Origin of the sequence: Mycobacterium sp. 852014-52144_SCH5372336 (assembly GCF_001665615.1) — a bacterium.
GTDB lineage: Bacteria > Actinomycetota > Actinomycetes > Mycobacteriales > Mycobacteriaceae > Mycobacterium > Mycobacterium neumannii_A.
In genome coordinates this window covers 58,255-71,615 of sequence record NZ_LZSW01000005.1, presented here as the reverse complement: position 1 = coordinate 71,615, position 13,361 = coordinate 58,255, and the positions used below count along the sequence as shown (strand labels likewise).

14 protein-coding genes are annotated in these 13,361 nt (G+C 67.7%); 5 read left to right on the top strand and 9 right to left on the bottom strand.

Going from position 1 to position 13,361, the window contains the following annotated elements; translation table 11 throughout:
• The first annotated feature begins 81 nt into the window (after nt 1-81).
• Nucleotides 82-1,554 carry a 13E12 repeat family protein gene (locus tag A5759_RS00810; protein WP_068192634.1) on the top strand — a complete coding sequence of 491 codons (1,473 nt, stop codon included), beginning with the start codon at nt 82-84 and terminating at the stop codon, nt 1,552-1,554.
• Nucleotides 1,555-1,596: 42 nt separating this feature from the next.
• On the opposite strand, the gene A5759_RS00805 is transcribed toward A5759_RS00810, so the two are convergent.
• Nucleotides 1,597-2,757, bottom strand: a complete 1,161-nt coding sequence (locus A5759_RS00805; RefSeq protein WP_068192661.1) for a glycosyltransferase family 4 protein — start codon at nt 2,755-2,757, stop codon at nt 1,597-1,599.
• Between the two features lie 46 nt (nt 2,758-2,803).
• Between A5759_RS00805 and A5759_RS00800 the strand changes: the two genes are divergently transcribed.
• Entirely contained in the window at nt 2,804-3,565 is a 762-nt protein-coding gene (locus tag A5759_RS00800) for a class I SAM-dependent methyltransferase (RefSeq protein WP_068192629.1), read from the top strand.
• 54 nt (nt 3,566-3,619) lie between these two features.
• Nucleotides 3,620-5,095, top strand: coding sequence for an aldehyde dehydrogenase (locus tag A5759_RS00795; protein WP_066848074.1), 1,476 nt, complete (start codon nt 3,620-3,622; stop codon nt 5,093-5,095).
• Here the strand turns inward: A5759_RS00795 and A5759_RS00790 are convergent.
• Nucleotides 5,092-6,927 carry an acyl-CoA dehydrogenase gene (locus A5759_RS00790; RefSeq protein ID WP_068192624.1) on the bottom strand — a complete coding sequence of 612 codons (1,836 nt, stop codon included), beginning with the start codon at nt 6,925-6,927 and terminating at the stop codon, nt 5,092-5,094. The two genes, A5759_RS00795 and A5759_RS00790, sit on opposite strands and share 4 nt — an antisense overlap.
• 256 nt (nt 6,928-7,183) lie before the next feature.
• On the opposite strand from A5759_RS00790, the gene A5759_RS26425 reads away from it, so the two are divergent.
• Together A5759_RS26425 and A5759_RS00785 are read left to right on the top strand one after the other, a co-directional pair.
• Entirely contained in the window at nt 7,184-7,315 is a 132-nt protein-coding gene (locus A5759_RS26425) for a hypothetical protein (protein WP_255390434.1), read from the top strand.
• 74 nt (nt 7,316-7,389) lie between these two features.
• A complete protein-coding gene (locus tag A5759_RS00785; protein WP_068192657.1) occupies nt 7,390-7,962 on the top strand; it encodes a TetR/AcrR family transcriptional regulator in 573 nt (190 codons plus the stop codon).
• Here A5759_RS00785 and A5759_RS00780 read toward each other — a convergent pair.
• The 7 genes from A5759_RS00780 to A5759_RS00750 form a co-directional block, all read right to left on the bottom strand.
• Nucleotides 7,938-8,480 (bottom strand): dihydrofolate reductase family protein, encoded by a 543-nt coding sequence (locus tag A5759_RS00780; protein ID WP_068192621.1) that lies wholly within the window; start codon nt 8,478-8,480, stop codon nt 7,938-7,940. The two genes, A5759_RS00785 and A5759_RS00780, sit on opposite strands and share 25 nt — an antisense overlap.
• 1 nt (nt 8,481) lies before the next feature.
• On the bottom strand, nt 8,482-9,399 hold the full coding sequence (locus tag A5759_RS00775) for a helix-turn-helix domain-containing protein (RefSeq protein ID WP_068192654.1): 918 nt from the start codon (nt 9,397-9,399) through the stop codon (nt 8,482-8,484).
• 55 nt (nt 9,400-9,454) lie between these two features.
• The gene (locus A5759_RS00770; protein ID WP_068192618.1) at nt 9,455-10,300 is read right to left on the bottom strand and encodes an arylamine N-acetyltransferase; all 846 of its coding nucleotides are present in this window, start codon (nt 10,298-10,300) and stop codon (nt 9,455-9,457) included.
• 75 nt (nt 10,301-10,375) lie between these two features.
• The gene (locus tag A5759_RS00765; protein ID WP_068192615.1) at nt 10,376-10,711 is read right to left on the bottom strand and encodes a hypothetical protein; all 336 of its coding nucleotides are present in this window, start codon (nt 10,709-10,711) and stop codon (nt 10,376-10,378) included.
• Between the two features lie 11 nt (nt 10,712-10,722).
• On the bottom strand, nt 10,723-10,920 hold the full coding sequence (locus A5759_RS00760) for a hypothetical protein (protein WP_156616760.1): 198 nt from the start codon (nt 10,918-10,920) through the stop codon (nt 10,723-10,725).
• Nucleotides 10,921-10,966: 46 nt separating this feature from the next.
• A complete protein-coding gene (locus A5759_RS00755; RefSeq protein WP_064399987.1) occupies nt 10,967-11,749 on the bottom strand; it encodes a crotonase/enoyl-CoA hydratase family protein in 783 nt (260 codons plus the stop codon).
• A 21-nt stretch (nt 11,750-11,770) separates the two neighbouring features.
• Nucleotides 11,771-13,252, bottom strand: a complete 1,482-nt coding sequence (locus A5759_RS00750; RefSeq protein ID WP_156616759.1) for a protein kinase family protein — start codon at nt 13,250-13,252, stop codon at nt 11,771-11,773.
• Nucleotides 13,253-13,361: the final 109 nt, after the last annotated feature.

Below are 13,361 nucleotides of genomic sequence, written 5' to 3'. Positions count from 1 at the left end.
AGCACCGACAACCCTGCACCGCAACAAAAATCAGCTCTGATCAGCACGAAAGCGCCCACGAAAACACGTGGAGCGCCACACATGTTCGATACGACAAGCGACGCGGGGTTGGTCGACCTGATGGGCCAGGCGCAGCGCGCCAGCCGGGTCGAGATCGCGCGTCAGCTGTTGGCAATCGGGCACTTCAGCCTGCGCCGCGTTCCCGAATGTGACGGCGAGAACGACGACAAGGTGGTCGATGACTGGGAGGTCGTGGCTTCCGAGATCGGTGCCGAACTCGGCATCAGCCGCGGACGGGCCTCGTCCATGATGAGCTCGGGCCAGGCCCTGATCAAACGGCTTCCCAAGGTGGCGAAGGTGTTCGCTGCCGGTGAGATCGAGTGGCAGGTGGTCAACATGCTGATCTACCGCACCGACCTGATGGTCAGCGAGGACGCCTGCGCACTGATCGACGCTATCTTCGCCGACCGGGCCGGCCAGTGGAACCACCTGTCGTACAACAAGCTCGTCGAGGTCGTCGACTGGCTGGTCCTTCAGATCGACCCGGACGCGGTGCGCCGAGCCAAATCCCGTGACGACGACCGCCATTTCGATGTCATACCTGGCCAGTACGGAATGGCCGACATCGTCGCCTGCCTACGCGGCGTCGACGGGGTGGCTTTGAGTCAGCGACTCGACGCGCTGGCCGCCACGGTCTGCCGGGAGGATCCACGAACGCACCGCCAGCGCCGGGCGGACGCGATCGCGGCGGTGCTTGCCCACGAGGACACGATGGTGTGCCAATGCGAACGACCTGACTGTCCCGCCGCTGGCAGGACGGCAACCACCGTTTTGGTCCATATGCTCGCCGAGCGGGACACCGTCGAAGGCACCGGCACGACACCGGGGTACGTATCCGGATTGGGTCCGGTTCCGGCGTCGACCGTCGCCGAGGTGGCGCGCCACGCCAAGCGGCGCCCCATTGAGATCCCCGACGACGCAGCACCCGAACCGCAGTACCGTCCCTCGACCGCGCTTGCCGATTTCGTACGCTCCCGCGACCTGACCTGCCGGTGGATGAATTGCGACCGTCCCGCCTGGCGATCCGACATCGACCACGCCGCGCCCTGGCCCTACGGGCCCACCCACCCGTCCAACAACGCCTGTTTCTGCCGGCTGCACCACCTGATGAAGACGTTCTACTGCGGACCCGGCGGGTGGATCGTGCGCCAACAACCCGACGGCGCCGTCATATTCACCAGCCCGACCGGGCGCATACACACCACTACTCCGTTCGGAGCGATGCTGTTTCCACAACTCGGCGCTTCCACCGGCACACTTCACCTGCCCGAGATGCCTGCACCGGCACCGGGACGCGGGATCTGCATGCCCACCCGCCGACGCTCCCGCCGCCAGAACCGCGAGCGGCGCATCCAACGCGAACGCGCCCTCAACGCCACGATCCGAGCGGAAAACACCACGCCGGCCACCCAGACTTTCGGCAGCTTCTACCCGCTGGGCACCGGTCCGCCGACCGATCCGAGAGCTCTGCTGGACGATCCGCCGCCGTTCTAGCACCCGAGGGGGACGGTTCGATGACGGGGAGCGTCGCGAAGGCTAGACCACGCCGCTGACGTACTGGCCGCGGTGCACCGCTTCCAGCACCGTGCGCATCGCCTCGGCACTCTGCTGCCAGGAGAACTCACCGCAGCGGACATGTGCCTTGGCTCCGAGTTGCTCGCGCAGCACGTGATCGGATAACAGTTCAGCCAAACCGCCGACCAGACCGTCGAAGTCGTCGACCAACACGCCGGTCACGCCGTCGACGATGGAGTCTGTCAGTCCACCGGACGACCGGTAGCCGATCGTGGGCACCGAATGCTGGCCAGCCTCGATGACCGCCAACGCCCAGCCCTCCTTGCGCGAGGGCAGCATGTGTACCCAAGCCTCTTGCAGCACACGGTGTTTGGCCTCGTCGTCGATGTGGCCGTGAAAGGTCACCGCATCGGAGATGCCGAGCAGGGCGGCGTGTTCGACCAGCCGCTGCTCCCACCAGCCGCCGCCCACGACGTCGAGCGTCAGCCCTGGCAAGCGCGGCCGCAGCGCGGCGACGGCCTCCAGCGCGTCCTCGATCTGCTTGTGCGGCACCAGACGTGACAACACCACGACCCGCGGGGCCGGCGCGCGCCTGGGGGCCAACGTCGAGGCCGGCGCCTCGTCGAGCCCGTTGCGCACCACCGCGATCTGTCCGGGACGCACGCCCAACGCGGCCAAATCACGCGACGACGGCAGCGACACCGTGACGTACTGATTACGCCGGTGCGCCCGCGGCGAGAGCCTCGACTCGACGAACCAGCCGATTCGGCCCTTCACCGGCCCGGCCACCGGCCACTGCTCGCGGTGACAGTGGTGCACGAGCACAGCGACGCGCCGCCCGTAGGCCAGTCGCGCCATGAACGGGATGCCGTTCTGCGTGTCGATCACCACGTCGGGTCGCGCGCGCCGCAGCGGCCCGAGCCCGAAACGGGCCAACACCATCGCCAGCCCCGCCCAGATGTAAACGGTGTGGCGCCCGCCGCCGCGGCTGACGCGTACTCCGTCGACGACCTCGCGACGCGCGGCTCCCGGATAGCGCGCTGTGCGCAGCGTGACCTCGATACCCGACGCGGCCAACTGCGCGCCGATGCGCTGCAGGTAGGCCTCGCTGCCGCCACCCTGTGGATGGCCGGTGTCGCGCCAGCACAGCAGCAGCACCGATCGGAGCGGACGGGCAGACATCGGCAACAGCGTAGTCGGATCGCGGCGCTGCGTAGTCTTCGGTTCCATGCCAGTCACCGACCGGTTCGCCGAGCGGGCGACACTGTCGCGGTCGCTGCGCCTGCTCGCGCAGTTCCGCTTCGAGCAGAGCGACCCGGCACGGTTCTACGGCGCTCTCGGCGAGGACACCGCCGAGATGGTCGCCGACCTGTGGCTGGCCACGGATGGATCGACGCCGGCCGGGCGGACGGTGCTCGACGTCGGCGGCGGCCCCGGTTACTTCTCAGAAGCGTTCGCCGACAAAGGTTTTCGCTACATCGGGGTCGAACCGGATCCGGCCGAGATGCACGCCGCTCCGGGGCTGGTGACCGCGAGCACCTACGTGCGGGCATCTGGGACGGCTTTGCCGTTCGCCGACGCCAGCGTCGACATCTGCCTGTCCTCGAACGTGGCCGAGCACGTGCGGCGGCCGTGGCGGATGGGCGCGGAGATGCTTCGGGTGACCCGGCCCGGCGGGCTGGTGGTGCTGTCGTACACGGTGTGGCTGGGCCCGTTCGGCGGGCATGAGACCGGGTTGTGGCACTACCTCGGCGGCGCCCGTGCCGCGCGCCGATACACCCGCAGGCAGGGCCATCCGCCGAAGAACAACTACGGTTCGTCACTGTTTGCGGTATCGGCGGCCGACGGCCTGCAGTGGGCGGCGAGCACCGGTGCGTTGGTCGCCGCTTTCCCCCGCTACCACCCGAGATGGGCGTGGTCGCTGACGAAGGTACCGGTTGTGAGGGAGTTCCTGGTGAGCAACCTGGTGCTGGTTCTGCGGGCGCCGTGAGCGGCCGACTGCAACAGGTTCTACTTCGGCGGCTTCCTAGGTAGTGTGACGGTCATGACACAGAGCACCGCGTATCGCACCGAATGGGACCAGCTGTTCATCGGCGGCAAGTGGGTCGAGCCGGCCACCTCCGATGTGATCGAGGTGCACTCGCCCGCCACCGGCGAGTTGGTGGGCAAGGTGCCGCTGGCGTCGGCCGCCGATGTCGACGCGGCATGCGCCGCCGCCCGCAAGGCGTTCGACGAGGGCCCGTGGCCGCACAAGACGCCGCAGGAGCGGGCCGCGGTGCTGGCGGCGGCGGTCAAGCTGATGGAGGAGCGCGGCGACGAGCTGAAGTTCCTGCTGGCCGCCGAGACCGGCCAGCCGCAGACCATCGTCGACATGATGCAGTACGGCGCGGCGATGTCGTCGTTCCAGTACTACGCGGGCGCGGCCGACAAGTTCCCGTGGAAGGAGATCCGCGACGGCATCTACGGCCAGACCATGGTCGTGCGCGAACCGATCGGCGTCGTCGGCGCCGTCACCGCGTGGAACGTGCCGTTCTTCCTGGCCGCCAACAAGCTCGGCCCCGCGCTGTTGGCCGGCTGCACCGTCGTGCTCAAGCCGGCCGCCGAGACACCGCTGTCGGTGTTCGCGATGGCCGAGATGTTCGCCGAGGCCGGTCTGCCCGAAGGGGTACTGTCGATCGTCCCCGGTGGCCCCGAGACCGGTCGCGCGCTGACCGCCAACGACCAGATCGACAAGTACACGTTCACCGGCAGCTCCGCGGTCGGCAAGGAGATCGCGAAGATCGCCGCCGAGAAGCTCAAGCCGTGCACGCTGGAGCTGGGCGGTAAGTCCGCCGCGATCATCCTCGAGGACGCCGACCTGGATTCCACCCTGCCGATGCTCGGGTTCTCGGGCGTGATGAACAGCGGGCAGGCCTGCGTCGCACAGACGCGCATCCTGGCGCCCCGGTCGCGCTACGACGAGGTTGTGGAAAAGATCGCCAACTTCATCGGCGCGATGCCCGTCGGCCTGCCCGACGACCCGAACGCCGCGATCGGCCCGCTGATCTCGGAGAAGCAGCGCGACCGCGTCGAGTCCTACATCAAGAAGGGCGTCGACGAGGGTGCGCGCCTCGTCACCGGTGGTGGCCGCCCGGAGGGTCTGGACAACGGCTGGTTCGTGGAGCCGACCGTGTTCGCCGATGTCGACAACTCGATGACGATCGCCCAGGAGGAGATCTTCGGACCCGTGCTCGCGGTCATCCCCTACGAGACCGAAGAGGACGCGATCCGCATCGCCAACGATTCGGTGTACGGCTTGGCCGGCTCGGTGTGGACCACCGACAACAAGAAGGCGCTCGAGGTCGCGTCGAAGATCCGCACCGGCACCTACGCGGTCAACATGTACGCGTTCGATCCCGGCGCCCCGTTCGGCGGCTACAAGAACTCCGGCATCGGCCGCGAAAACGGTCCGGAGGGCATCGAGGCCTACGTCGAGCACAAGAGCGTGCTGCTGCCGTTCGGCTACACCCCCGAGGACTAGAACGCGTCTTCGGGCACGTCCATCGCGTCGAGGCCGATGGTCTCGATGATGCCGCGCGCAGAGGTCAACAGCGGCAGCATGTGCTCGGCGAAGAAGTTCGCCGCGGCGACCTTGCCGGTATAGAACGCCCGGTCGCCCGCGGAGACGTCGCCGTCCAGCGCGGCCAGCGCGATCTCGGCCTGGTGCAACAACAGCCAGCCGATCACCAAATCGCCGACGGCGAGCAGAAAGGGCACCGAGGCCAGGCCGATGCGGTACAGCTCGCGCGGGTTCTCCTGCGCCGAGACCAGGTATCCGGTCAGGGCCGCGACCATCGCCTGCACGTCCTGCAGCGCGGTGGCTAACCGGGCGCGACCGTCGGCGAGCTCTGCACGCGCGAGGTCACTGCGGATGAACTCCTCGATCTGACTGGCCAGGTGCGCCAGCGCGGCACCTTGGTCGCGGGCGATCTTGCGGAAGAAGAAGTCCTGCGCCTGGATGGCGGTGGTGCCCTCGTACAGGGAGTCGATCTTGGCGTCCCGGATGTACTGCTCGATCGGATAGTCCTGCAGGAAACCCGAACCGCCGAACGTCTGTAGGGATTCGGTCAGGCACTGATATGCCCGTTCCGAACCCACACCTTTGACGATCGGCAACAGCAGATCGTTCACGCGGCCTGCCATTTCGGCGTCGGCTCCGGAGACGATCTGCGCGACGGGGGGATCCTGGTGGGCGGCGGTGTAGAGGTAGAGCGCGCGCAGCCCTTCGGCGTAGGACTTCTGCGTCAGCAGCGCCCGGCGCACATCCGGGTGATGCAGGATCGTCACCCGCGGCGCGGTCTTGTCGGTCATCTGGGTCATGTCCGCGCCCTGCACCCGGGTCTTGGCATAGTCCAGCGCATTGAGATAACCCGTCGACAACGTGGCGATCGCCTTGGTGCCCACCATCATTCGGGCGTACTCGATGACCTTGAACATCTGGGCGATGCCGTTATGGGAGTCGTTGACCAGCCAGCCCACGGCGGGCACCCCGTGTTGACCGAAGGTCAGCTCGCACGTCGCCGACACCTTCAACCCCATCTTGTGCTCGACGTTGGTGACGAAGACGCCGTTGCGCTCGCCGAGTTCACCGGTCTCGGGGTCGAAGTGGAACTTCGGCACGATGAACAGGCTCAGACCCTTTGTGCCCGGTCCCGCGCCCTCGGGGCGGGCCAGCACGAGATGCACGATGTTCTCGAACAGGTCGCCGGCGTCGCCGTTGGTGATGAACCTCTTCACCCCGTCGAGATGCCATGTGCCATCGGGCTGTTGGACGGCCTTGGTGCGGCCGGCGCCGACGTCGGAACCGGCGTCGGGTTCGGTGAGGACCATCGTCGCGCACCAGTCGCGCTCCACCATGAGCCCGGCCCAGTGTCTCTGCTGCTCGTTGCCAATGCCGTAGAGGATGTCCGCCATCTTCGATCCGGCCTGGTAGATGAACACCGCCGGATTGCCGCCGAGGACGAACTCGTTGATCGCCCATTCCACGGCGGCCGGTGCCGCCACCCCGCCGATGTCCTCGGCCATCCCGACGCGGAACCACTCGCCTTGCTGCCAGGCCTTGAACGACTTCTTGAACGGCTCGGGCAGCGTCACCTCATGGGTGGCGGTATCGAATGTGGGCGGGTGCCGATCGGATTCGGCGAACGACTCGGCGAGCGGACCCTCGGCCTGCCGGGCGGCTTCGTCGAGCATCTGGCGCACCGAATCGCCGTCGAGTTCGCCGAACTCGCCGGTCGCCAGCGCCTTGTCGAGACCCAGCACCTCGAAGAGGTTGAACTCGAGATCCCGCACGTTGCTTCTGTAGTGGCCCATCACGAGCGCCTTTCGTTCGCGTGGAGCCGAGCGTAGCCGTCCGATGGCGCTGCGACCTGCACTTCAGCTCAGTAGCCTGACTCTCACCGCATTATGATCTTTCCCATAATGGGGGTCGGCCGCTCGGCAGGGTTGACGCGGCTAGACAAGCCCGTCTAGCTGGGCCGATCCAATACATTGCTGTGATGTGGAATACATTGATTGCTCCCTTGTGTTGACGGTTTTATGCTGTTCGTCATAGCCAGGGAGGCACCCGATGTGGGTCATTGAAGTCAACGTCGCCGGATACCGGTTCACCCATCGCGTGCACGACCGCCGGGTCTTCCGCTTCAGCCCCCGTACGCTCGGTTGGCGTCCGGCGCACCTGCGTCGCACGCCCGCAGCCTGATCGCCCCATTGGAGGTTGACCTGTCTTCCGTCGGGACGAAGACCGCCAACAAGCGCGGTTCGACGCGCACCAAAATGCTGATCGCCGCAGTCGAGGTGTTACGGGAGCGCGGCGCGGCAGGCGTCACGATCGACGAAGTGCTCGCCCGCAGCGGTACGCCGCGCGGGTCGGTGTACTACCACTTCCCCGCGGGCCGCAACCAGATCCTGCGCGAGGCGCTGAGCTACGCCGGTGACGCGATCACCAAGGAGATCGACGAAGCGGCCGCCAAGGGCGGAATGCATCTGGTCCGCAACTTCGTGGCGTTCTGGGAAGAACTGCTCGTCGAGAGCGACTTCGTGGCCGGCTGCCCGGTGGTGGCGGCGGCGATCGGTTCGGCTGCCGAGGAACCGCAGTTGACCAGCGTGGCGGGCAGCATCTTCGGCCACTGGCGTGACGCGCTGACCCGCGCGTTCGTCTCCGACGGCTTCGACGAGTCCGACGCGGCCTCCCTTGCGATCACCTGCATCGCGGCGCTGGAGGGCGCAGTGGTGCTGTGCCGGTCGACCCGCTCGGTCGACCCGCTCCACGATGTCGCTCAGCAAATCGAATTCCTGATCAGATCAAGGGATTTCATCCGCCGCTACGGCGTGCCCGACCGCAACTGAGCCGAGCGCCATCGCGCGCAGACAAAGTCTCTGTTCACCGCCGCCTCGACCAGTTCCCATTCCGAACGGATCGGCAGCACCGGCGAACCCGCGCCGAGCGAGCACGGCGCGTAGCTGACGATCATCTCGTCGATGAGATCCGCCTCAACGAACTGTCGCGCGGCATCGCCGCCACCGACCACCCACACGTCCTTGTCCGCCGCGGCGGCGAGCAGTTCGGGATGCAGATCGGCGACGTCGCCGGCGAACGTTTGCACATCGTGTCCGCGCTCGACGATGTGCGGTCGCCGCGTCAACACCCAGGACGGTTGCTCGTACATCCAGTCACCGGGATGGTTGCGCACGATCCATTCGTAGGTCGCCGAACCCATCACCACGGCGCCGATCGTGGCGATGAACTCGTCGTAGTGGAACGGTCCGTCCCGGTCGATGTCGCGCGATGTCAGCCAGTCCAGGCTGTCGTGTTCGTCGACGATGAAACCGTCCAAGCTGGCCGCCGTGTAGTAGACCGTCGCCAAGTCAGTTGCCCCTCATCCACTCCAACGGATCCCCCATGCGGACGTCGATCCCGTGGTGGGCCAGCATCGTTCGGGCCAGTCCGCGCCGGAGGGCTGCGTACTCCAACACGTGTGCGACGATGCCGTACAGCTGAAACGATTCGGGCGGATCGCACAGCGCGTCGATGACGGTGTCCCCCATCCGGCCGTCGGCGGCGTACTCGGAAACCATTGCCGTCCAGCACTTTGCGATGTCGTCGTGATGTCGGGCCAGCTGCGCGGCGGTGGTCGTTTCTCCTCGGGTGGCCGAGCGGTCAGGAAAGTCGCGTCCTTCGATCGTGGCCAGCCACACCTGCTTGGTCCAGACGATCGCACCGAGCACCGCTCCGACGCTGGGTTCGGGACCGTCCCAGTCGAGGACCACCTGCCCAGGCGAAATCTCCTCTTGCCACTGCTCTTTCGTCAGGTTGCGCGCGCAGTCGATCAGATACGCGGTGTCGGCGACGTCGTGCGCCACCATCAGTTGGGAGATGTCGGGCTCCTTCGCGTCCCCGGCGTTGTCGAGCCACAGCGAGTGCGGCGGGTGGAAGTGAAGGCCGTTGGGCGCGGTCACCCGGAACTCGACGTCAGCGGCCCTCGACGGCGGCACACCGAAGGTGCGTCGGAAGGCGCGCGAGAACACCTCGACCGACGACCAGCCTTCGTCGGCGGCGACGGCAGTCACGCGCTCACCCTGCTGCAGTCGCCATGCTGCGCGTTCGAGCATGATGCGGCGGCGCATCGCCGCGGGCGACTCGCCGGTCAGGCGCCGCACTTCCCGCGAGAAGTGGAATTCGGAGGCGTGCGTGCTGCGGGCCATGCGATCCACCCCGCTGTTGTCCGCAGCGACGACCGCGTCGAGCAGTTCGCGCAGGCGGTCGCGGCGCGCTTCGGTGGTCACGATCACCGAGTATGGTCGCGCCGCGGGCGTAAGAACATGACGATTCCTGCTGCGTTCAGCTGTCCAGCACCTCGTGCACCCGGGCTTCGATGTCGCGGTGGTCACCGAGGTCGGTCAGGTCGATCCCGAAGCGGCCGGTCAGTTCGGCGAGGACGTCGGCGGCGGTGTCGAGGCGCACTCGTTCGGTGTCTCCCCCGCTATGGATGGCCAGGTTACGGCCGCGCAGGTTCCACCGCGCGTCGTCGGTGACCAGCGCCACCGACAGACCGGTGACAAATCCCGACTCGGGAAACGTTGACACGTACCAACTTCCGACCTGCAGGTCGATCTGCGGGCGCGGGTGGGTCTCGAACGTGTACAGCGGCTGCCACTGTCCGCGGATCTCGGCCTCCAACTCGAAGCCCTCGTCGTGCTCGCGCAGCCGGTAGGGCTCGTGGCGCGTCGCCTGCACGGGCCCGGCTTCGAGCCGGATCGGCGAGGTCAGCGTCTGCCCACCGAACCCGATGTCGACCAACCACGGTCCGTCGTCTGCCGGGACACGCACCGCCAGCACCTGATGCGTCTGTGCGGGAAGTGCGCCCGACTGGTTCATCCACACCACCCGGCCTGCGAGCCGCTGCACGCCGTAGCCCAGCGCCTCGAGCACGAAACCCATCAGGCCGTTCTGCTCGTAGCAGTAACCGCCGCGGCGACGGCGCACGAGCTTGCGGGCCAGCGCGCCCGCACTGAGGTCGACGACGGGAATGCCCAGGAGCGGATCGAGGTTCTCGAACGGGATCGACCGGTTGTGCGCCGCCACCAAGGCGCGCAGCGTGGACAGCGTCGGCTCCGTAGAGCCGGTGTAGCCGATCCGGTCCAGATAGGCCGCCACGTCGAGCGTGGCCGTCACGTCGGTTGCCATGCCCACATCTTGCGACCTCAACGGCCGTTCAGGTCAACCATTGCCGCGCGGCGGCGAGACTCCGCGCGGCGGAACCTAGGGCTTGCCGCGGGCCGGCGTCTGGTTCGCGACGCCGTGCCGAAGCGGGGTGTTGGCCTGCGCGGCCGTCGACTCCTGCACGGGCGAACCGCCCGCCGTACCGCTCACCTCGGGCGCGTTGCTCGGGTCACCGGACGATGGCTCGGCGCCGTGGGTCAACTCCTTGAGCCGCGCGTGCAGCACCTCGAGCACCGGGATGCGGTTGCCGTGCGCGGTCTCGTGGTCGAACACCGCCCGCAGCGCGGGCTCGTCGAGCGCACGGATGCGGTGCCGCAACTCGGTCAACGGCAGCTGGTCGTAGTCGATGATCGGCAGGTCGTCGCTCTGCGCCATGCGCTGTCTCCTTAGAGGTGAGGTAGGCCGTCGGTCGGCGAGGGCATCGCTGTCCCCGGGCCGTCGGCGCGTCTGCGATAAAGGGCGATCACCACGGCGACCGCTCCGATACCGGCGAGCGCCAGCGTCGGCCACATCGCGGCCTGCACCAACCACACTCGTCGCTGCACCTTGAAGATGCGCTTCTGCGCGTTCCGCGCTCGGGACAACGTTTCCACGTCTAACGGTTGCCCCGGGCGGCGGTTATGAAACCCGTTACGTTCCCGTCCACTTCGGCGCCCGCTTCTCGGCGAACGCGATCGCGCCTTCCTTGGCGTCGTTGGACATGAAGACCGGTCCGAAGATTTCGACCTGCTTCTTCCACATCTCCTGGGAGTTCCAGTCGCGCGATTCGACGATGATCCGCTTGGTCGCGGCCACCGCGAGCGGACCGTTGGCGGTGATCTTCTCGGCGAAGGCGATCGCCGCCTCCAACGCCTGACCGGGTTCGGCGAGGACGTTGACCATGCCGAGGTCGTGGGCGCGCTGCGCGGACAGGCTCTCACCGGTCAACGCCAGTTCCATCGCGAGGCCGTAGGGAAGCCGCTGCGGCAACCGCAGCAGTCCGCCGCCGCCGGCGACCAGCCCGCGCTTGACCTCGGGAATGCCGAACGCGGATTCCTTCGACGCCACGATCAGGTCGGTGGCCAGCGCCAGCTCGCAGCCACCGGCGAGGCAGTAGCCCTCCACCGCGGCGATGAGCGGCTTGGCGGGCGGGCGCTCGGTGAAGCCCAGGCCGCGGCCCTCGATGGCCACGTTCTCGCCGCGCGCGAACGCCTTGAGGTCCATGCCTGCGCTGAACGAGCCGCCCGCTCCGGTCAGGATGCCCACCGACAGGCCGGCATCGCCGTCGAGTCGGTCCATGGCGTCGGCAAGGCCGCGGCTGACGTCGGCGTTCACCGCGTTGCGGGCCTGCGGGCGGTTGATGGTGATGATCAGGATGCGGTCGCGCTGTTCGACAAGGACGACGGGTTCAGTGTTGTCACTCACGCGGCTGATCGTAACGGTCCGCGGATGAGATCATGCGGGCGCAGCGGGCGCGTGCACGCCGATCTCGGCGATCGCCGCACGGCTCTGACCGTCGGCGGCGCCCAACTTCGTAATCCACACCACCACCCGCGCGACGGGCCGCGGGTCCGTCACGGGAATCCGCGTCACGCCGGGCTCCACGGGTGTGGCGGGCGTGAGCTCGAAGGTGTCGGTCAGCGCCTTCGGGTCATCGGGCTTGTCGGTGCCGCGTACCTGGATCAGCGAGCCCGCGCTGTTCTGGTCGACGGTGACCGCGGTGATCGGCGTGGGTTCGCGCAACGAGATGAGCAGACCCACGCCGGGTTTGAATTTCGGGAACGGATCGGCGTCGTAGTAGCGGTCGGTCGACCATGCCGTCTCAGGCTTGGCGTCGATCGCCAATCCGGCATCGCCGGGGCTGTCCGGAGATCCGTCGGGGGAGAAGACGGTCGCCGCCTCCAACGGGATGCGGTCGCCGGGAGCCAGTCCGCGCACGGTCTTGGTCTGCTCGGGCGGTGGGGGCGCCGCGGTCGTCGTCGGCACCAGCCCGAGCTTGTCCGCGTCCATCGCGACGTTGTCGTCGTTGGTCTCCAGCAGACCGTTGAGCGAGGAGCCCAGCGCCAGCATCCCCACCGCAACAATGGCCGCGGCGGCACCGAGGCCCGTGCGCAGGATGGCGCGGCGGGCCGCCTCCTTCTGTTCCTGGGGTCCGAAGTTGCGGAATTCGGCATAGCGTCCGGACTCGACAGTCGGCAGGGGCGGCATCACTCGGTGAGTCGACTCCATGTCAGACGCCGCAGCCTGCTCCAGCAATGTGAGAAGCGTTGCGGCGCTGTTGATTCCACCATTGTCCCGTAGGAGCGCCGAGGTTGTCGTGGAGATCAGGAAGGGGATCCGGGGATCGACTTCGGCCGGCTCTTCGGGTTGGGCCGCACCGTCCGGCCACTGGCCGAGCAGCAGCGTGGACAGGACGCAGCCGATCCCTCGCAGATCGGTCTGCGCGGTGGCCTCGGGAAGGATGGCGGGAAACGCCAGCGCCACCTGTCCGCCGGCACCCACCCGCAACCGCGCGGGATCGTCGACCGACAGCACGAGGCCCGCACGGTGTGCCGCCTCGGCGGCCGCGGCCAACGCTCGCGTCATGGCGGCGACGGAATCCGGCGCCTGCCCCTCGTCCGCGACGTCACGGAGGCTCTGCCCGGGAAGCCAGTCGGACGCCACGACACCGAAGGCTCCCGTATGCATCACCTCGAGCACCGGCGCGATACCCGCTGTGTCGAGGCCACGAAGCCGGATGGTGCGCGCGAGGATCTCGTGGACGAACTCGTCGGGCAATTCGTGCGCAACATCGACGACGGTCAGCGCGACATGCTGGCCCGAGGCGATGTCGAGCGCCTGCCAGAATTCCAGCAGCGGGCGGCTGCCGTGTGCGGCGAGCAGCCGGTAACGGCCCCCGATCGCCATGCCGGGGATCAGTCGTTGACTTGTCGCCATCGCTCCGAACTTGCTCAACGGTCGCGGTCCGCCCGTCCGCTGCGGTGCGGAGGGGACCCGAGCCGACCCGATTGTCGACGGTGGATAGCCGCGGGGTGCGGTGCCTAAA